This window comes from Halodesulfovibrio sp., assembly GCF_015482765.1.
In the GTDB taxonomy this organism is placed as follows: Bacteria; Desulfobacterota; Desulfovibrionia; order Desulfovibrionales; family Desulfovibrionaceae; genus Halodesulfovibrio.
In genome coordinates, this window is sequence record NZ_JADMLB010000040.1 from 14,523 (window position 1) to 34,900 (window position 20,378).

The window sequence follows — 20,378 nt, forward strand, 5'->3', positions numbered from 1 at the left end:
AAGGTGATTAGAATGAATACAGCAATGCGTACACCAAAAGACCGCGTACGACACACAATCCTTTTCGAAATACTACTGCTTGCTCTTTGCGTACCGCTCCTCTCTTTTCTTCTTGGAAAACCCTTGAAAGACGTCGGAGTAATGAGTGTTATGCTCAGTGTCATAAGTGCGGTATGGAATTACATATATAACTACCTCTTTGACCATGCATTACTTAAACTTGAAAAGCCGTTATACCCTAGAAGCGGCAAGCTCAGACTCACACACGCATTACTTTTTGAGCTTACCCTGCTGACTATCTCAATTCCTACGGTAATGATCTATCTGGAATGCAGCTTTATTAAGGCGTTAATGGTCGATATCGGTTTTGTGGCTTTTGTTCCTGTATATGCGTATGTCTTCAACGTTATGTACGACAGAGTGTTCCCGCCTCCAGCGGCACAAATTGTTTAATTTTCGGTTGTTCAAACAACTTTCTTTTGTTTCCTACATCTGCCATAATCCAGTTCGACGAAAATCACCGGCACATTGTGCCAATTATAAAACGGGGATTGTATGGAAACTAAAAACGCAATCGATACTACTGCCAACTGCAGTGACTACGTTCAGGGCAGTGAGTGCTTCGACGTAAAAAGTGCCTCCATGCCCCTCAAATATGGAACCGTTATCAAGAAAGTATAATGAAATTCCACTCCCATACAAAAAAAGACCGGACAAAAGGCTTGTCCGGTCTTTTCCATTTCATGATTACCTTCACTGAGCGTTTTCGCACAATGAGAGCATGAGAAAGGAGCCGCTGAGAGACGCAGCGACTCCTAAGTTCGATCCACTTTCCCTACATATACTAACAGTGTCGATAAACTGCATGACAGGTAAAAAACGCCACACCTGCCAGCGAGTCCTGAGGGGGCATACTTTTTAAAAAAGCATTAATAACAGAGCACAAATTACTCATGGCATAAGCTGGAATCATCAGCCACCAATTATGTGCTGACACATGTATATAAATGGATCGTACAATCTGTATATATGTCGTTGTAGCTTGTCTGTCGAAAATGCAACGTATCTCTTGCATCTACAACATACACTACAACTTCAACGCATTACGGTGTGCACATCTATACATCATAATGTTGCTTATAACACCTCCCTAAAGTGGTAGGTGCACAGCCTTTCATATCCAGCAATGGGAGACTGAAATGACAAAAAAATTGCACGATATTCTTGAAACAATTGTGACAGCAGATTCCAGCGATAAGTTATGGAAAGAGTTTGTCGAGTACACAAAAGAAATGGGAGCTGCTCAGATTCACACGTGGTTTGGACAAACCAACGAAGAACTGGTTTGTTATTCGACAATTCCAGAATGGTGGCAGCAATACTTCATTGAAGTTAACGCCATTGAATATGACTATCTGGCCAATCACACCACCAGGGGTAACGGCCCCCTTTTGTACGGATGCGATAAGGACTTGGAGAACCCTAGCCTTTGCCAGAAAGCACGTGATCTTATTAAAATGTCCACTGGGGAATTTAATTACGGAAGCGGAATCACCATGCCGTCATTTCACAATAACCAACGCATTGGTGGTATTAATGTCTGTTTTCCGGAGACAGTATCCGAACTGAACAACGTCTCTACTCAAAACATTTTAGAGTTGCTTCTTGTTTCAAGTACAGCTCACGAACGCCTATTTATACTGAGATCTCAAAAAGAACAGTCAACGCTGTTAACCCCACGACAACAGGAATGTCTGACATGGCTTGCTCTCGGGCTTACCTCTCAGGAAATTGCCAATAAAATTGGGATAAGCCTTCACACTGTTAAAATGCATATTGATTCTGCAAAAGAACGCCTAGGAGCGACTACTCGGATTCAAGCTGTTGCTAAAGCACTTTCTGCCGGATTGATTACTGTTCCTTGAAAGAACTCATCCGTAAGAAACAAAAAAAGCCTGAATAATATTATTCAGGCTTTTTTTGTTTCTGCATCACCTACATTGTATACACAACACGCACTGCCAGTCCCATTAAAACAAGTCCGGTAAGTCTATCCACAAGAACAGCACGAGATTTTATGGTGTCCAATATACTTGGCCTTGTAAGCAGGAAACTCACAACTGTGTACCATAGTCCGTCTATAAGAACAGGCGTTGCAACAACAACCGCCCTGCTTTGAGAAGCATTGCTGGCTGCGACAAACTGGCTGAACAGGGCTAAAAAAAACAAAGCGAGCTTCGGGTTCAACATTGAGATCATGGCACCATCACGGGCTGATTCCAACAAAGAACTCTCACCACCGGCTGTAAGCTTTGCCGCCACTCCCCCCTTTGACTGAACAGCATTAAATCCCAACCAAAACAGATACCCTGCTCCCAGATAAGCAATAGCTTTAAACAACGTAGGATTATGCTGAAGAACAATCGCCAGCCCAAGCACAGATGCCAATGCATATACACCAACGCCCATGGCATGTGCCCACGCAGTCGCGACACCGTTTTTCCAATTACCCCCGAGGCAGTTTTTAGCAACAACAGCTAAACTCGGGCCCGGAGACATTGCTCCGAGGATACAAATAGTCACCAATGAAAGCCAAACACTTACAGTCATCTAATATTCTCCAATAGAACGCATCTGCGCATTTATCTTCTCCTGCACGCGCGCACAGATGGCTATTATCTATGTATTGAGGAAAAACTTTGCAAATGACAATTTGGAATTGTCAGTAGTCTTGAACCGCAATACACTGCTGCTCATTGAATTTACAATCAAATTTTCCATAGTGCTTTTTTATAAGTAAATAGACCATTCAAACTACAAGGAATTGCAATGAAAATAGTTACCCTGCTCGGTAGCGCAAGAGGAACCGGCAACACCGCAACAGTTCTCGGATGGGTGGAAGATGAACTGCGTGCTCTGGGACATGAAATCGAACGAATTAATTTGACCAAAAAAGACATTAAACCATGTCTCGGCTGTGCCAAGTGCAAAGAATCTGAAACAGAAATCAACTGTATTCAGCACGACGACGCAGAAGAAATTTTGCAAAAAATGATCGGTGCGGATGTAACACTCTTTGCTTCACCAAACTACTTCTGGGGATACACTGCTTCTGTAAAAGCCCTTATGGACAGAAGCTGGAGCCTTGTTACCAACTACCATAAACCAAACCACGCTTCGTTGATTGAGGGAAAACGTCAGGCTTTACTCCTAACGGGCGGTGGTGTGTATGAAAACAACGCCGAAGGATTAGGCTTTGCGTTCAACAAGCTTCAGGCATTCTACAAAACACAAAATGCTGGTGAATTATTCATCGAAAAATGTACCATCGACGGAAATCGTCCAGACGACGCGCAGCAGCGTGCTGTTGAATTCGCCCGCAATATGGTGAAATAGCAACCTACACGATTAAAAAGGTGCCCTTGAATGTTCAAGGGCACCTTTTTTTTGTGCTACTACCGAAGTTATTTCGGTTGATAATCGAAATACTTTATCTTGTGATTAATATCACAATCTACACCTTTCTACATCGTAATATTCCGCCATAACAACATAATTCATAATTATTTTTGTCTGTTTTTTCACAATATAAAAACTGTATTACATTCTTTTTTATCTATTCTATTAAACAATCCGTTTTACTATTTTTTATTAGTTCGGAAAATTGCGTTATATGGTTTTCTTTCAAAAAAGTTGTCCCATATAAACATCATTACGACAGAGGTTACGTTATGAAACTGTTTTGGAAACTGTCTCTTCCCCAAATCATACTTGTACCGATACTGGGAATTATAAGCTACTTTATCATTAGCAGCTGTTTTGTATCCATGCAGCAACGTAATTTGACATATATTACTAATGATACGTTTCTATCTATAGAAAGAAATATTAATCAAGTAAGTCTCTCTGCACAGGAAACTGCATCTCTTTTTGCCCAGCTTCCAGAAGTAATTAGTGCCTATGAACTCGCCCATACAGGTGATATTGACGATCCAAAATCACCTGAAGCACAAGAAGCCCGAACGTTGCTTCGAAACACCCTAGCCCCGCAGTTACAAAGCTATAAAGAAGCCACCGGCCAAAAGCTGAAATTGCACTTTCACCTACCTAATGGAAGAAGCCTCGTGCGCTTATGGCGCAACAAACAGGCAAAAAAGAACGGAACGTGGGTTGATATTTCAGATGATATTTCATCCTTCCGTCAAACCGTTCTTGATGTAAATCGTACTGGAACGCCTGTTAAAGGTATTGAACTTGGTCGTGGTGGTTTTGTACTACGCGGTATCGTCCCGGTTAAAGATAAGGATGGCATGACCATCGGTTCTGCTGAAGTGCTCAAAAGCTTCTCTTCAGTTTTTGACATAGCCAAGCAAAAAAATATTCCGATGATGCTCTTCATGGACAACAAGTTTCTCAATATTACAACCCGCCTGAACGATGCTTCGAAATATCCTGCCATATTCAATAACACATTGGTAAACCCGACAAAGGAAAATGAACCTTTTGTCGGAATGATCACTGATGACTTTTTACAACGAGCTTCAGAAGGAAGAATTTCTGAACAGACAGGAAACTACACTTTGATGGGCTCTCCGATGTTAGACTACCGTGGACAACAAATCGGTATCCTTGTGGGAGCAATTGATTATTCAGAAGCCCTGTCTCTTGCAAGTACTGCAAACACTTCGCTCGTAACAACATTGGCAGCAATTTTATTACTTCCTCTTCTTGGTATCATTTTTGTCCTCAAGCGATACATCACTACACCGTTGGGAACCATCACACATACCATCAAGATGCTTGCTGAGGATAAAGCTGATCTAAAAGAGCGCATCACAGTTAACCAGCATGATGAAGTGGGTGATCTTACCCTTTGGTTTAATACGCTAATGGAGCGGCTGACAGCCATGCTCAATGAAATGGAAGGATTCAAAACAGTTCTGAACACCATTCCAGACCCTATATTTGCTGTTGATACAAACTTCAATTTCCTGCTTGCGAACAAGGCAGTTGAGCAGGCGGCAAACGCCAATCAAAAAGAACTTACTCAGCTTCAATGCCACAACACCTTTAATACTGAAGCCTGTCGTACGAAGAACTGTCCTGTTGAACGGGTAAAACAGACACAACAAAAAGTTGTTGCCGAAGTCATCACTGTTCCGGGTGAAAACGGACCAAGCTATGTGCAGCCGGTCGCAGACATCATGGTTGACGCTGAAGGAAACCATGTAGGCTACATTGAAGTCGCACGAGATGTTACTGATCTGGTTATTTCTGAACAAGAAATTAACCTTCAGCTCTCTACAATCGAAAAAGTTTACGAAGAAACAAAAGAAGCTGCACATGAACTATTAGCATCAGCGACCACACTGGAATCTAAAATTACTGATGTTTCACATTCTGTAGACTCTCAGCAACAGCGGATACACGAAACGTCAACCGCTATGGAGCAAATGAATGTTTCTGTGTTTGAAGTCGCACAAAGTGCCTCTACAGCCGCCCAGCGCGCCGAAGAAACTCGAGAACGAGCTGAAAAGGGAGCTGGTATCGTTTCAAACGCAATCGCATCCATCACCAGCCTGCATACTCATGCAGACTCTATGAATGGGGCTATGAAGCAACTGGGAACGCAAGCTGATGAGATAGGAAAAGTACTCGGTGTCATCTCCGACATAGCAGATCAGACAAACTTACTGGCTCTGAATGCTGCGATTGAAGCAGCCCGTGCAGGTGAAGCAGGTAAAGGCTTTGCTGTTGTTGCAGATGAAGTTCGAAAACTTGCTGAAAAAACCATGCATGCAACTCAGGAAGTAAATAAAGCAATCACAGCTATCCAGCAACATGCTGTTACTTCAATCGAAACAACTCAAGAAACAATGACATTGGTAGATTCCGCTACGTCATTTGCGAACGAATCGGGCAACGCCCTTTCCCAAATAGTCGATCTTGCAAATGAAGCTGCCAGTCAAATCGGAACCATTGCTACTGCTGCAGAAGAACAGTCCTCGACTTCTGAGCAAGTGACGCGCGCAATGGAAGACATTACAATCCTTGTAGGAAGCGTTACCGCAGAAATGCAAGAGTCTGCGCAAAACGTTAAGGATTTATCTCGACTGGCACAACGTTTGGACACATTATCCAAACAATAAGCGCTTCTACCGTTACCCCCCGCACTGCACAAGCAGTCACATTGAGAAGCCCCGCATAGTGTAGAATGCGGGGCTTCATGTATGTTAACACCCTGCGCGACCTAAATTAGCCACTAGCCGCTTACATAAGGCAGGGTACGGACACAGCCGTAAGGGATTTGCTCTTACCGCATATAAGGGCATCGAACCATATGGATATTATGGTATCTGAAGCCGTATGCAGTGTTTTGTAAATTCGGAACCATATCGATACGTTTAGGAGCTGGTTTCATATGATAGCCACGGTAGTAGCGTTTGTAACATGGTCTGGCGTATGGACACATAACCATGTATTCGCGTGTCATTGGAACCATATAGACTGTACGGCATCGAGGCATCATCATAGGGCGCACCACTATTGCACGACACGGTGCAACTCGATAATCGCCATATTTTACGGCTTCAACTTTTACAGGGGTTCCTTTTTTAAGTACTACAACCTTTTGCGCAAATGAGTACGTAACTGTTGAAAAAATCAATGCTGCAACTACAAATGCAATAGCGATAAGCTTTTCCTGTCGCATAATTTTCTCCTTTTATACTAACATGCTGTATTGTTGCAGATACTTTTGCGTATAATATTCGGAATAGTTTCCTTGTAACTCTGCCATTATTCAGCTTTTTTGAATATGGCAGCAAGTACTGCAACAATAAGAACAGGCATCTCGCATTCCACATAACAGTTTTCACCGCTATTGTAGCAAAGAGAGCATCTCGCTCAACAGAATTTCTGCCGTTTTCTGGCCTGTAATCGAAAGCCAATGAAATACTGACGTCTTTTAACGTTATAGATTTTCAAACTGCCTCATTGGACTACAACCATGACATCATAATGAAAATCACTGTCTAACAATCTGATAAAACAGAAAAAAGAAGCACTGCTTTAAGCAACGCTTCTTTTTTTGTACATCATTTCTTCTTTTATTCTGGAATAATAGAGCCAACTCCTTTAACCATACTTACTGCGCTCAATCGCCCCGCCTATAATCCGGCTACAGCTCTATGCCTTACTGAACAACCATCCTTGCTCTATGTTCAAAAACTTGAGCTCCATTACGCCTAAGTACAACATACCCTTCCAGTATTGTTCCGGCATATTGAGAAGAATCTTTTTTTCCTATGTAGTCATATCGCTGAGCAGTGTAGTGGGTAATATGAACTGTCTTTTCAGCGAGCAAAATTCCTTCCACTGTTTTCAATTCTAAAATAAGCATATCACCCTCTTGAAGCATTGCTGTAACTGCTGAAAAGACCAAAGGCATGTGACCAGATTTCAAAACGTTGACTGAGTTTGGACGTTGGAGGATTTCCTGTGCGGAATGCGGACGGCTGTTCAAATACACTGCCCGCAAAACTTGTGAAGGAACATACTGAAGAACCTCTTCTGAGCTATCTTCCCATAACGGTTCTTGAGAAGGATGCTGGACAAAAAGCTTACATCGCCCTGCTGCCATGGCTCCCATACAGGCACCGGAAAACGGACAGACAATTTCTCCGTCTCGTGAAACTTGAAAATGAATATGAGCAAACTCTGTCTTCCCAGACAATCCAACCTGACCGATAACGCTTCCAGCCTTCACTACATCACCAGCCTTCACTAAAACAGAATCCTTTTTGAGATGACAATACAATGTATGCCAGCCATCTCCATGATCGATAACCACACCATTCCCGCACTCTCGCCCAGCGACATTCGACTCACCAGATGAGAAATAAACATCCTTCATTTCATCGCGTGTTCGTAAAACCCTTCCGTCTGCTGCTGCAACAACATCCACGCCCGCTAACATTGCATCATATGACACGCGAAAATCTGTCCCTTTATGTCTGCTATAACTTCTGGAACGGGTATGGAAGTCCTGCCCTCCCTGCATGGGGCTGACATCAACATAGTTCTGTATGAAGCAGTATCCTTCATCCGGTGGCAGTATTGGCGGAACCAGCGTAATTGCCAATACTGGTGTGTTATACACAATACAACATACAACAACTATCACACGCATACACTGTATATTCATACTCACCTCAAGATAAGAAGATCATAAGAATATTACTTATTTTATGTATATCATGAGATGATTTTAATACTTCATAGCAGAGCTTTTAGCATTTTATACAAGGAATACGATCATATAAGTGGTAAATATTTTTTCAATGCAACAAAAGAATATAACAAAAAACATATAGTAAATATTTTCTAAAAGTTACTTTCTCCATTGATAAAAACATTAGCTAATATTGATTGAATACAATGCTGTGATACATTGACATAGTACAACGTCACAAAAGACAGTACACAATGAACTATTACATTACATACTGAACAATTACTGCAATCGTTATGCAGTCCTATTTAATGTTTATCATGTTTTGTATACTAATTACAGAGAGTTGTGTGCTGAACAACCTAAGGAGATGAGACATGACAAGTAGATGTACCTTACTCGCTTTTGCGCTCGTTTTGGTGACCGCTACTTTCGCAAGCGCAATGCCGCAAACTGTCATGGTTGAAGAAGTACAAGTAATAGAAGTTCAACCAATGACCATGAGCGAACCAATGATGATGGACTCCAGAAAGGCCTATGTCGATGCAATGCGCGGCACAGGATACCTTCCGCCAACAATGATGTTCCAACCTGTACACACTCCTGCTGGACTGCGTGTGATCCGCACTGACAACCCTATGGGATTGCACCCAAGAATGTCAGGCAACTCACCGCTGAACATGCGTGCACTCTACCAGAACGCACCATACGAGACTGTGTACACAAGAGAAGACGGCAGATTTGTAAAATACAGAGTGCCGACCAAAGTACGCAACGCACCTACTCTGATGCAGTTAGGTCCGAATATGCATCCAATGGTTATGAGCCCTCAGCAGGCTAACCCATCAATGCGTGGCATTATCGTTCCATAACTGGTTCCGACACTACCAACAAAAAAAGAAGGGCTTCCCGCATAAGCAGGAAGCCCTTTTCATTATTCAAAGAGAATCTGTTGTTATTTTTCAGAAGGCTTTCCGAAAACAATGGCAGCAGCACCAGTAAAGGCAAGAATCAGACAGTACCAGTTACTTACGGCGATATCGACTGGAGAAACCTTTGCAAGAGAGCCAGCAAGCAGTACCTGAGCGGCATAAGGAACCAAGCCCTGAACCACACAAGAGAAGATATCCAGAAGACTTGCACTACGTTTTGCGGAAATGCCGCTGCGAGCTGCAATTTCTTTCGCCATGCCGCCGGAAAGGATAATTGCAACAGTGTTGTTTGCAATACAGCCATCTGCAAGAGCAGCAAGCGCTGCGATACTGAACTCGCCAGCTTTTTTGCTTTCGCCGGTTTTACTGAATCGTTTAGCAATATTGCCGATACGACAAACAATCCAAGTAAGGCCGCCGTTATGACGAATAAGCTCGCCAAGACCACCTACAAGGATGGACAGCACGAGAATCTCATGCATACCGACAAAACCGCTGTAAATATCCTGAGCAAATGTAAGCAGTGCGTAATCCGGAAGCGTTGCCAGTCCAACAGCGCCTGCGAGAACAATACCTGTTGAGAGAACGATAAATACGTTAACACCAGCAACAGCAAGTCCTAAAATGGCAAGGTACGGTAAAACTTTAATGAACTGCCATTCACCCGGGTTTGCTACAGATCCGGAAGAACCGGAAATAGCATAGAGAACAATAGTAGCGATCGCAGCAGGCAACGCAATCAGAAGGTTCATGCGGAACTTATCACGCATGTTACACCCCTGAGTACGGGTAGCAGCAATTGTGGTGTCAGAGATCATAGACAGATTGTCACCGAACATTGCACCACCGACAACTGCACCCATGAGCAGAGCAATAGACATATCAGAATGGGCAGCAACACCGGCAGCAATCGGGCCGATAGCAGCAATTGTGCCCATGGATGTGCCCATAGCGGTAGCAACAAACGCCGCGATAACAAACAGACCTGGCAGAACAAGGGAAGCCGGAACTAAAGAAAGCCCCATGTTTACAGTAGCATCTACACCGCCGACCGCTTTTGCAACAGCAGCAAAACCACCGGCGAGCAAGTAGATGACACACATGGTCATGATGTTAACGTCACCTGCACCTTTAAGGAAAATGGTGATCTTTTCATCAAGGGTTTCTCTTCCCATCCACAGCGCAACCATGATTCCCGGAATCACAGCTACTGTCGCTGAAAGCTGGTAGAACGCCATTGATACACCAGACATCATCAGAACAGAGCCTGTGCCGATAAAAAGCACCAGAAAAATTACAAGGGGGAGCAAAGCAATACCATTGCCCTGCTGAGCCTCTGTTGTGTGCGTCTTTTCTAACAAACTCATTTCTTCATTTTCCTTATTGCTACAACAAATTTCTGTCCAACATCACGAGTTTTCACTGGAACAAGCAATATTGTTTGTGTCCTCATTCACCTGAATTAAGGACCTCCCGACAACTGATGAGCCTTTCTTAGACACACTTTAAAACCCTGTCTACTTACAATATTGTCAAAAACAGCGTTTTTTGCATATTAACTATGTGCTTTTATTATTAATTCACTTAATTTGGATATAGTGAATTTATTTTTTCTGCTTATTTAGATTTCTTGAAATAGAGTACTTACTGCTTTTTCTAACGCCTTTCTCCTTGCCAAAATTTATTTGGTTATATAAACAGCCTTTCACAATTTCGGATGACGGTTGCAGGAGAGAGTGTCGCGAGACACCGCCGAAGAAGTAAATCTTTCAGGCAAAAGGACTGCTTCCCGACGAGCCTCTGGAGAGACTTCGCATGTTGCGAAGCACCGAAGGAGCAAGCCTTGCCGTGCAAGGTGAAACTCTCAGGTACCAAGGACAGAGTGGTGTAATGCACAGACATACCTTTTTTCTGTGCTGCACAAGCTATTCCCTTTTCCGCTCAGAGACTCATCTCATCCATCCTGATTAATTCTTTTTTTAGGAGACGAGATGCAATACATCACAGAACTGCTCAGTGCTATCGATTCATTTGTTTGGGGACCACCGCTTCTTATTCTGCTTGTAGGAACCGGACTTTTCCTCACTTTCCGCCTCGGCGCATTGCAGGTTGTTCACCTGCCGAAAGCACTCAAATTAGTTTTTTCCCCATCTTCACGTAAGTTATCCAGCAAAACAGGTGACGTTACACCATTCGCTGCACTTTGCACCGCGCTTTCAGCTACTATCGGTACTGGTAATATTGTCGGTGTTGCTACAGCAATCGCAGCCGGTGGCCCCGGTGCACTTTTCTGGATGTGGATCGCCGCATTTTTCGGCATGGCTACCAAATACGCAGAAGCACTGCTTGCTATCAAATACCGCGTTATTGACGAAAACGGTCAGATGGCAGGTGGCCCTATGTACTACCTTGAGCGTGGGCTGAATAACAAACTGCTTGCCCGTATGTTCGCTCTTTTCGGTATCGGCGTAGCGTTCTTCGGCATCGGTACCTTTGCACAGGTTAATGCCATTGCAGAAGCTGCCAAACTTACATTTGATGCACCAATCTGGTTAACAGCGGCTCTGCTGACTGCTCTTGTTACCTGCGTAACACTTGGCGGTATCCGCTCAATCGCAGCAGTAGCAAGCCGAATTGTTCCGTTCATGGCTATCATCTACATCATCACATCCGTTGCTGTTATCCTGCTCAACCTTTCAGAAGTTCCGGCAGCTATCAGCCTCATCATCGACAGCGCGTTCAACCCGTCTGCTGCATTCGGCGGCGCAACAGGTATGACGGTGCTTATGGTAATGCGTAACGGTGTAGCCCGCGGTGTATTCTCTAACGAATCCGGCCTTGGTTCTGCGCCTATCGCAGCTGCTGCCGCAAAAACTGACTCCTGTGTTCGTCAGGGACTTATTGCGATGACCGGTACTTTCTTCGATACCATTATCGTTTGCACCATGACCGGTATCGTGCTGGTTCTGACCGGCGCATGGAACACCCCGGGTCTTGCCGGTGCAGCTATGACTAACTCTGCTTTTGCAATGGGTCTTGGCAGCGACATTGGTAAATACGCTGTAACCATCGGACTCATGTTCTTTGCTTTCACAACGATCATTGGTTGGAACTACTACGGTGAACGCTGCACAGCATACCTTTTCGGTGTAAAAGCTATTAAACCTTACCGTCTTATCTACATCGGTCTTATTGCTTGCGGTGCTTTCCTCAAGCTCGACCTGATCTGGATCCTTGCTGATATTGTTAACGGCCTGATGGCAATTCCTAACCTTATCGGCCTGCTTGGTCTCTCCAGTGTTGTCGTTAATGAAACCCGTGACTTCTTTGCTAACGAACGTACTGAAAACGCATCTTCCGGTGCTGTTCTCACAGAAATGTAGCACAACTTTGAGGCTGCACTTCTGACACATTGCTCAAGCCTACAGCTCTCTACTCTTTTGCTTTCTTTGTAGGCTCCCGTCAGCAACGTACTGTCCTCAAAATAATGAAAGGGATGCAATCGCAATCGCGAATGCATCCCTTTTTCTTTTCTAATCATGGCTGTAAACACTGGGGCCTTACGATAAAAGATCCCGTATTCTCTAGTACACCTGCTGTTCTTTTGAAATAATAGGACGTTCCCAAACACAGTTCATGACTGCCCGCTTAAAGAAACGACTTCGAGATACGTAATCTTCAAAATGTTCGCATGTGAGGTCAAAGGCTTTACGCATATGGGCATCATCAAAACGATCACCATATTTTTCTACCATGGCTTCACGCACTTCATCCCATAAATCGGAATCTGTTTTATCCGGCCAAATCTGTTCTTCAGACATATAAGACATCCCCTCTCTAAAACTTACAGCTTCTCAATAACCAGCAAGTGTTCTTTATTAAGTTCTTTATTAGGAAAGTCATATCGGCCTACACGATACTCTTTCCATGGCAAGGAGGTTCCCCATGCCAGCACAGCATCACCCTCAACGGTACCGCCTTCATGCCCGGTATAAATATGAACAGTAACAACACCGTTTGATTCCATTTTAGGCAACAACGCCTCTAAGGATGCAATCGTTGTTTGTGCTCGGGTTATCACGGCATGATCGCTACCGGGAAGGTAGCCGAGATTGTACATACCACCCGCGACAGAAGTACCTTCAGGCAACTTTTCCGCCACAGTTTCGTGCCCTGCATGAATAAGAGTAACCCGATCCGCAACGCCGGCTTGCTCCAATCGTTCTTGAGCATTTGCCAAGCCGGACTCCTGAACATCAAAACCAAAAACCTGTCCTGATTCACCGACCAGCTCTGCTAAAAAAAGTGTGTCGTGTCCATTTCCTACTGTGCCATCGACAACAACAGCCGCCTTGCCTGCTTTTTTCCAATCATCAGCGACATGCTGCCAGATTGATTTCGTAAACTGTAATATAGAAGGAATGTGCCTAGGGCGCATGTTTTCTCCTGAAAATTTGCTTGAATAACCATTTTTTTACCATTTGGTGTTCGCAAAAAATACGTGAACTCAGAAAGAAGTACAACACCCCCCACGCAATCCGATTTTGTGGATATAAAGTGCACATTGTGCAAAATTCGTATCCATGTGCACACTACATATTGCACAAGTTGCACAATCAATGAACAGTCTTTTTTCCACAACATACTATATTTACAGTAAAAACAACTTTGGCACGCTCCCTGCTATAAAGAAAACAACAAACGAAACCAATCACATCACACTCCGTGATTGTTAACATAGAGAGCAATAAAAAGTATCCATCTAACGATCTAGTATCGTTAACACTTGAGAATGCGTTAATCGCACACCTCTTTAAAGTAGACGACTGAAACACCTACTCCCGTTGGGACGGCAGGCATGCCGTCCCCCTTAGAAAACAAAACGCAAAATGCGTTATATATAAATTACATCCTCATCCCTTAAGCTCCAACACTGTTTTGAGCAGGAACAGTGACCGGAGGGGAATAAAAAGAACGAGAAGTGCAGAGCAGGCACTTCTCGTTTTTTTATGCTCTCTATACAAATCAGCTAATTTTAAATATTCAACTAAAACAAGCTATTAATTTATATTTGCAGAATCAGTTCGTAAAAGGGAAGAATTCTGGTTCTTGCCCTACCCTACACCATTGGGGTACACCGCATCTCGTTCTGGCGTTTCGCCATAAAATTTGCAGAAAACGGTACGTGGATACAATGAATAATACGACACTTTACCTTGCCCCGCGAGGCTTTGAAAAAGAGCTGGAAAAAGAGCTTAATAATATTGTTGCCCACAAGGGACGTCTCTTCATCGCCAAGGGCGGTGTCCAAAAGACGATCTGGGCACAAAACATCTGGTTGAATCCGGTAGAAATTCCTATCGCCTCAATCGGTGACGGAGCAAAACAGCTCAAAGCTATTCAACGAAACTGGTGGCTGCACAGCGCAGACAACCATCGTCGTGCAAAACTTATCCAAGCCAAGCTCCCGCATGTTTCTGCAAAACGTATTGAATACGGTGCACCAAAACCTACAGCCCCTCTTGGCTCATGGACTCTTTGGGAACCTGATACAATTATTGCCGCCAGCAGGTGCACAAGCCCATATCCGGATGGTGAGCTCAACTTTGTAGAAGACAAAGAAACCTCACCGACCCGTGCTTACTTAAAGCTGTGGGAACTATTCACTGTTCTTGAACGCAGCCCTAAAGCAGGCGAGCTCTGTCTCGATCTTGGAAGCTGTCCGGGCGGCTGGACATGGGTTATCGCCAACACAGGCGCGCATGTATTCAGCGTTGATAAGGCTGAAATTCACCCACGTATCGGCTCCATGCCGAATGTTAACTTCTGCACGGGAAGCGCGTTCGGCCTTGATCCACGCCATGCGGGTAAAATAGACTGGCTGTTCAGCGACGTTATTTGCTACCCGGAACGCCTGTACACGTTGGTAGACCGTTGGTTGCAGCATGGAGAGTGCCGTAACTTTGCCTGCACCATCAAATTTCAGGGTGAAACAGACTATGAGACATTGGAAAAATTCAAGAATATTCCAAACTCAAAAATTCTTCACCTCTCTTGTAACAAGCATGAAGTAACATGGGTTAAGCTTGAAGAATGGGAAAAATAGTCTGAATAACAAAATATAACATCAACAACTGATTGCAAATATACATCATCCGCTGCAGTACAACACGACTGCAGCGGTTTTTTGTTTTTATACTATTTTGATTGCCATAGAATAGTGCAAAACGGTTGCATGATCGCCCATAAAACTTTACTCAAATAAGACAGGCAGGCTAAACCATGCACAATGGGACAGGTGCTACGGATTAGCTTTTACGCAACCATATCACAAAATAGGAAGGAAAAACGGGCATATATAGACAACACTCTGTGATAACAGGAGACGTGCATGCATGTTTTCACCCTGCCACAAATCATATTAATTCTCATACTCGCAGGACTCATTACTGTTGTAGTCCTGTCTAGACTTACGCCCGATGACCAAAGCCTCAGTGGCGCGGCTGACATCTTGCGCATGCACATCAGACATGCCCAAACCTTTTCCCAATCCTATAGCCACATGTATGGCCTGCAGAGCAGCCAGAACATCGGCTACTTCCTCTTTGAGCATACACCGGAGAACCGTATAAAACTTCCCGGCACAGAGGACATCTACCGCCTTTCCGGAAGTATGACCATCTCCAGTTTTACTCTCTATTTCAATAAAGAAGGCACCCCCTGCACCGATAAAACAGGGAAAGCCCCGCTGCCCCATGACCTGACGATTACATTACAAGACGGAATTGAATCTGAGACTATCACTGTCATGCCGGATTGTGGTTTTATTGGATAATCTCAAAGCTCCCCGAAAAAATTTCTCAAAAAAAGCCCCTGCTGAGTTCTCTCAGCAGGGGCTTTTTTATATTCGAATACAGTCTGTTAGTAGAGTCCGTCCGGATGGCAGGCAGACTCGTAACATCCAGTCATTTCCTTATCGTTACCGAATTCTTCGAGGTGACAGGAAAGACAAGAAGGACGTACACCTTTTTTATGCATAGCACGGAAGTAAGAACGCCATTTATTGGTTTTCTTAAACTCAGTGTCGTTATGGCAGGACACACAGCCTTTCGGTGGCTCTGTATCTTTCACTGGGGCACTGAATTTAGGCTTCTCATCCGGATCCTTCCACTTGTGGTGGCAGGTATTACATGAGTACCCCTCGTGACTGGAGTGATTAAACGTCACAGACAAGTCACGGTCGCTATTACCTTTGATACGGTTAATAACAATATCATCAGGACCGGAGGTCACTTCTTCTGCAAAAGCAACTGTTGCAACTGCACACAGACAAAGCAGACAAATGATACATAATTTTTTCATGGTATCTCCCTTGCTCTATGCTTTTTCGTTTCCGCCGAGCACGCTCTTGAACATACCGCGACGGGTTACAGTTTTAGCTTTTGGTGCAGATGCCACCATGGTTTCACGCTGTGCTGCAGAAGCAACAAGGGTTCCGTGGTAGTTTTCCGGAGCGGATTCACAAAGGTAAATTACGCGCACATGCTCAGGATCAGCAAGGTAGGCATCCGGGTTGGTTTTCTGTACTTCGGCAAGACGTGCTTTTGCCATTGCAAGCATCTCGTCACGGTCACCGAAGTTCATTGTACCGGTAGGACAACTCTTAACGCATGCAGGCAACATTCCCTTGCTTACACGGTTAATACACATGTCACACTTGTTCCAGATACCAGTCTCTTCATCACGGCGCGGAACGTTGTACGGACAAAGCTCCCAGCTTTCAAGGCGGTTCATGCCTGCTGTTTTCTCTGTCATAACGACAGCACCGGTTGCAGGGTCCTGCTTTACAGCACCCTTAGCGTACATGTTGCCGATGTATTTACACGGAGGTTCAATACAGTGACGGCACTGCTCAGGAAAGAACAACCACTTAAGCTTTCCATCTTCCTTCACTTCATTGAAGCGAACAAGACGAATAGTTTTTGAAGAAAGATCCTGAGGGTTCTGGTGAGAACCCACGTTGCGGGTTTCTTCAGCCGGAAGGTCTTTCCACTGTTTACAAGCTACCTGACAACCACGACAGGCTGTACACAGAGTAAGGTCTACAAAAAAAGCTTTACCTTTAATCATTATGCATCACCCTCCTTCCATTTACGTACGTTAACCATAAAGGCTTTGTACTCTGGAATACCGGTGTTCGGGTCACCTACGTTCGGTGTAACCAAGTTTGCAGAATCACCACCGTCTTTCGGTGTTACCCAGCCGTAGTGCCAAGGCATACCGACCATATGCACATCTTTTCCGGCAACTTTGTACGGCTGAATTCGATCAGTAACCATTGCAATTGCCCACAGGGAACCACGCACACTTTCAACAACAACCTTTTCGCCGTTTTCAAAACCGCGCAATTTTGCAAGCTGAGGACTGATCTCTACAAACATCTGCGGTTCAGTTTCCACAAGCCAGCTCATCCAGCGGGTCATGGAACCTGTCTGCCAATGTTCAGTCACACGATATGTAGACGCAACAAACGGGTAACGTTCATCGGCTACAGCTTTTTCTTCTTTTTCAAAATGAACAGCAGTCGGGTTATGCAACTGCTTGGAGAATGCATGAGTATCAACAGGACATTCAAGCGGCTCGTAATATTCCGGCAACGGACCATCTACACGACCCGGCCCAAAAAGCTGTCCCATACCATGCTTCAGCATGATAAACGGATGCTTGGTACCCGGAGCCCAGCCGCCATCCGGCACATCGCCGATCCATTTTTCACCATTCCACTTGATAACAGCTTTTTCAGGATTCCAAGGGTTACCCTTAGGATCACAGGAAGCTCTGTTGTAAATGATGCGACGGTTAACAGGCCAGCACCATGTCCAGTTAGGATACAGGCCAATGTTTGCCTGCTCCGCTGTCTGGGTGCTGTCATGACGCTCTGCTTTGTTTCCTTCATCAGTGTAGGAGTTACAGTAGAGCCAGTTACCGGAAGTGGTAGAACCGTCATCCTGAAGGTACGCGAAACTTGGAACCTGCTGACCTTTCTTAAACTTCTTACCTTTTACTTCTACATCACGGGTGAACCAGCCGTTACATAAACGAGCTGTCTGCTGAGCGCTGAAATGGTAGTGCCCTTTGTCGTCCGCTTCACACATGCTGTTAAAGGTAAGGTGGGTAATCGGTTCAGGGAACGCACCACCCTCTTCATTGTAAAGGTGGACAAGTTCTTCCCAAAGTTCATGGAAGTAGTGACCGTCGGTCAACACGCCGCCCTGTGGTTCCTGTGCTTTGTAACGCCACTGCATCCAACGGCCTGAGTTGGAAACAGAGCCTTCTTTTTCGATTGCAGAGGCACATGGAAGATAGAACGTTTCTGTTTTAACGGACTTAGGGTCCATGCCCGGTCCTTTCCAGAAATCGCTTGTTTCACAAGTAAAGAGGTTTACGTTTACCATCCAGTCCAACTCACCAAGAGCCTTACGGGTCTTTTCAGAATCTGAGCCAGAACAGGCAGGGTTCATACCCCAGATAAGAGCACCGGAGAATTTACCGTCCGCCATGCGGTCGATAAGCGGCAGCCAAGAATATTGACTGGCTTTATGTGAATCAAGACGCGGCAGGTAGTTGTATGCGTCTTTAGGATCATCATTTTCATACATAGCCTTAATAAGGCTTGCAGAATATTTAGGGTAGTTGCTCCACCAGTTAGCACTCTTCGGATCATTGGAAACCGGAGTAAACGCTTTGTTATACTGCTCAAGAGTGTCTTGACCAGCAAGTGGAGTTTTTAAGTACCCAGGGAGAATATGGTACAGAAGAGCGTAGTCTGTAGAACCCTGTACGTTACATTCACCACGCAGCGCGTTAACACCGCCACCGGCAACACCCATGTTACCAAGCATAAGCTGAATCATTGCCATAGCGCGGATGTTCTGCACACCGACGGAGTGTTGAGTCCAACCCATAGCATACATGATTGTACCGGCTTTTTTCGCTGTACCGGTTTCAGTGTACATTCTGTAAAGCTGTTTCAAATCTTCGATAGAAACACCTGACATGGAAGAAACTTTATCAAGCGTGTAGCGCTCGTAATGCTTCTTCATAATCTGAAATACACATCGTGGATGCTCAAGAGACTTGTCCTGCTTAGGATTACCTTTGCTGTCCATTTCAAATGCCCATTTGGACTTATCATATGAACGGGTTGCAGGATCAAAACCGGTAAACAAACCGTCTTTAAAGCCGAAATCTTTACCTACAATAAACGATGCGTTGGTGTATTCCACCATGTACTCTTTGAAGTAACGCTTTTCGTTCAAGATATAGTTAATCATACCGCCAAGCACAGCGATATCTGTACCGGAACGAAGCGCCGCGTGCATGTCTGAACGCGCAGAAGTACGGGTAAAACGAGGATCAACATGAATAACTTTTGCACCAGCTTTCTGTGCTTTCGTTACCCATTTGAAAGAAATTGGATGGTTTTCAGCAGGGTTACTGCCCATAATCAAAATGCAATCACTGTTCTGTAAATCATTCCAGTGGTTGGTCATCGCACCGCGTCCGAACGACTCTCCCAGAGCCGCTACAGTAGCGCTGTGTCAGATACGCGCCTGGTGTTCCACATACACCAGACCAAGGGAACGCATGAAAGAATGCATTGCATAACATTCTTCGTTATCGAGAGCAGCAGAACCGAGGGAAGCAATTCCCATGGTACGGTTAACAACCTTGCCGTCAGCATTTTTTTCTTCAAAGGACTCATCACGGGATTTTTTAATCAGCTTAGCAATACGCTTTTTACACCAATCCCAGTCCTTAACTTCAAATCGGTCACTGTATGGCGCGCGGTACAGACATTCTGTAGGTCTATCCGCGTTTACAGTCATCTGAATGGAGCTAGCACCTTTAGCACATAAAGAGCCGCGGTTAATCGGATGGTCGCTGTTACCTTCGACGTTCACCACACGTCCGGTTGATTTGTTAGTATGAACCAACAAACCACAGCCTACAGAACAGAACGCACAGATAGATGTGGTCTGACTGCTCCACTGGATTTTATTACCACCAGCTTCTTTTACTACATTATCCATCGCAAACGCAGGCCCCAACCCTGTAAATGCGGTGGCTGTGACTGCCGCTGCAGTCGTCTTCAAAAACGTTCTTCTTTGCATTCGCAACTCCATAACAACTCAAATATAAAGAAAACCAGC

At 44.6% G+C, this 20,378-nt stretch carries 18 protein-coding genes and 1 riboswitch; of the genes, 9 read left to right on the forward strand and 9 right to left on the reverse strand.

From position 1 onward, the window contains the following. Nucleotides 1-12 precede the first annotated feature (12 nt). The 3 genes from QZY95_RS05915 (at nt 13) to QZY95_RS05925 (ending at nt 1,925) form a co-directional block, all read left to right on the forward strand. Entirely contained in the window at nt 13-453 is a 441-nt protein-coding gene (locus QZY95_RS05915; protein ID WP_290920552.1) for a PACE efflux transporter, read from the forward strand. A 102-nt stretch (nt 454-555) separates the two neighbouring features. Continuing rightward, nucleotides 556-681 carry a hypothetical protein gene (locus QZY95_RS05920; protein ID WP_290920555.1) on the forward strand — a complete coding sequence of 42 codons (126 nt, stop codon included), beginning with the start codon at nt 556-558 and terminating at the stop codon, nt 679-681. 518 nt (nt 682-1,199) lie between these two features. Further along, nucleotides 1,200-1,925: a LuxR C-terminal-related transcriptional regulator gene (locus QZY95_RS05925; RefSeq protein ID WP_290920557.1), complete on the forward strand. Its 726-nt coding sequence runs from the start codon at nt 1,200-1,202 to the stop codon at nt 1,923-1,925. A gap of 70 nt (nt 1,926-1,995) precedes the next feature. On the opposite strand, the gene QZY95_RS05930 is transcribed toward QZY95_RS05925, so the two are convergent. Next, nucleotides 1,996-2,610 (reverse strand): LysE family translocator, encoded by a 615-nt coding sequence (locus QZY95_RS05930; RefSeq protein WP_290920561.1) that lies wholly within the window; start codon nt 2,608-2,610, stop codon nt 1,996-1,998. Between the two features lie 219 nt (nt 2,611-2,829). Between QZY95_RS05930 and QZY95_RS05935 the strand changes: the two genes are divergently transcribed. Then, on the forward strand, nt 2,830-3,396 hold the full coding sequence (locus QZY95_RS05935) for a flavodoxin family protein (protein ID WP_290920564.1): 567 nt from the start codon (nt 2,830-2,832) through the stop codon (nt 3,394-3,396). A 335-nt stretch (nt 3,397-3,731) separates the two neighbouring features. Further along, nucleotides 3,732-6,149 (forward strand): methyl-accepting chemotaxis protein, encoded by a 2,418-nt coding sequence (locus tag QZY95_RS05940; RefSeq protein ID WP_290920566.1) that lies wholly within the window; start codon nt 3,732-3,734, stop codon nt 6,147-6,149. Nucleotides 6,150-6,313: 164 nt separating this feature from the next. Here the strand turns inward: QZY95_RS05940 and QZY95_RS05945 are convergent, their stop codons facing one another. Further along, on the reverse strand, nt 6,314-6,712 hold the full coding sequence (locus tag QZY95_RS05945; protein WP_290920569.1) for a hypothetical protein: 399 nt from the start codon (nt 6,710-6,712) through the stop codon (nt 6,314-6,316). Between the two features lie 483 nt (nt 6,713-7,195). Continuing rightward, a complete protein-coding gene (locus QZY95_RS05950) occupies nt 7,196-8,206 on the reverse strand; it encodes a M23 family metallopeptidase (RefSeq protein WP_290920572.1) in 1,011 nt (336 codons plus the stop codon). A 404-nt stretch (nt 8,207-8,610) separates the two neighbouring features. Here QZY95_RS05950 and QZY95_RS05955 point away from each other — a divergent pair, with 404 nt between their 5' ends. Beyond that, nucleotides 8,611-9,105: a hypothetical protein gene (locus QZY95_RS05955; protein WP_290920574.1), complete on the forward strand. Its 495-nt coding sequence runs from the start codon at nt 8,611-8,613 to the stop codon at nt 9,103-9,105. An 83-nt stretch (nt 9,106-9,188) separates the two neighbouring features. Here QZY95_RS05955 and QZY95_RS05960 read toward each other — a convergent pair whose 3' ends face one another. Next, entirely contained in the window at nt 9,189-10,532 is a 1,344-nt protein-coding gene (locus QZY95_RS05960) for a Na+/H+ antiporter NhaC family protein (protein WP_290920577.1), read from the reverse strand. A 423-nt stretch (nt 10,533-10,955) separates the two neighbouring features. Continuing rightward, a riboswitch (glycine riboswitch) is annotated at nt 10,956-11,056 on the forward strand. Nucleotides 11,057-11,156: 100 nt separating this feature from the next. On the opposite strand from QZY95_RS05960, the gene QZY95_RS05965 reads away from it, so the two are divergent. Then, nucleotides 11,157-12,548: a sodium:alanine symporter family protein gene (locus QZY95_RS05965; RefSeq protein WP_290920579.1), complete on the forward strand. Its 1,392-nt coding sequence runs from the start codon at nt 11,157-11,159 to the stop codon at nt 12,546-12,548. 201 nt (nt 12,549-12,749) lie between these two features. Here the strand turns inward: QZY95_RS05965 and QZY95_RS05970 are convergent, their stop codons facing one another. After that, a complete protein-coding gene (locus tag QZY95_RS05970; protein ID WP_290920582.1) occupies nt 12,750-12,986 on the reverse strand; it encodes a hypothetical protein in 237 nt (78 codons plus the stop codon). 23 nt (nt 12,987-13,009) lie between these two features. Next, a complete protein-coding gene (locus QZY95_RS05975) occupies nt 13,010-13,603 on the reverse strand; it encodes a class I SAM-dependent methyltransferase (protein ID WP_290920583.1) in 594 nt (197 codons plus the stop codon). Nucleotides 13,604-14,359: 756 nt separating this feature from the next. Here QZY95_RS05975 and QZY95_RS05980 point away from each other — a divergent pair. Next, nucleotides 14,360-15,271: an SAM-dependent methyltransferase gene (locus QZY95_RS05980; RefSeq protein WP_290920586.1), complete on the forward strand. Its 912-nt coding sequence runs from the start codon at nt 14,360-14,362 to the stop codon at nt 15,269-15,271. Nucleotides 15,272-15,556: 285 nt separating this feature from the next. Beyond that, on the forward strand, nt 15,557-16,000 hold the full coding sequence (locus tag QZY95_RS05985) for a hypothetical protein (protein ID WP_290920588.1): 444 nt from the start codon (nt 15,557-15,559) through the stop codon (nt 15,998-16,000). A gap of 86 nt (nt 16,001-16,086) precedes the next feature. Here QZY95_RS05985 and QZY95_RS05990 read toward each other — a convergent pair whose 3' ends face one another. Genes QZY95_RS05990 through fdnG form a run of 3 tightly spaced genes read right to left on the reverse strand, consistent with a single transcriptional unit; the run spans nt 16,087 to nt 20,345 of the window. After that, nucleotides 16,087-16,527, reverse strand: coding sequence for a cytochrome c3 family protein (locus QZY95_RS05990; RefSeq protein WP_290920591.1), 441 nt, complete (start codon nt 16,525-16,527; stop codon nt 16,087-16,089). 15 nt (nt 16,528-16,542) lie between these two features. Then, a complete protein-coding gene (locus QZY95_RS05995; RefSeq protein ID WP_290920593.1) occupies nt 16,543-17,295 on the reverse strand; it encodes a 4Fe-4S dicluster domain-containing protein in 753 nt (250 codons plus the stop codon). Beyond that, a complete protein-coding gene (fdnG, locus tag QZY95_RS06000; RefSeq protein WP_290920692.1) occupies nt 17,295-20,345 on the reverse strand; it encodes a formate dehydrogenase-N subunit alpha in 3,051 nt (1,016 codons plus the stop codon). Before fdnG ends, QZY95_RS05995 begins: the two co-directional genes overlap by 1 nt. Between the last annotated feature and the right edge of the window lie 33 nt (nt 20,346-20,378).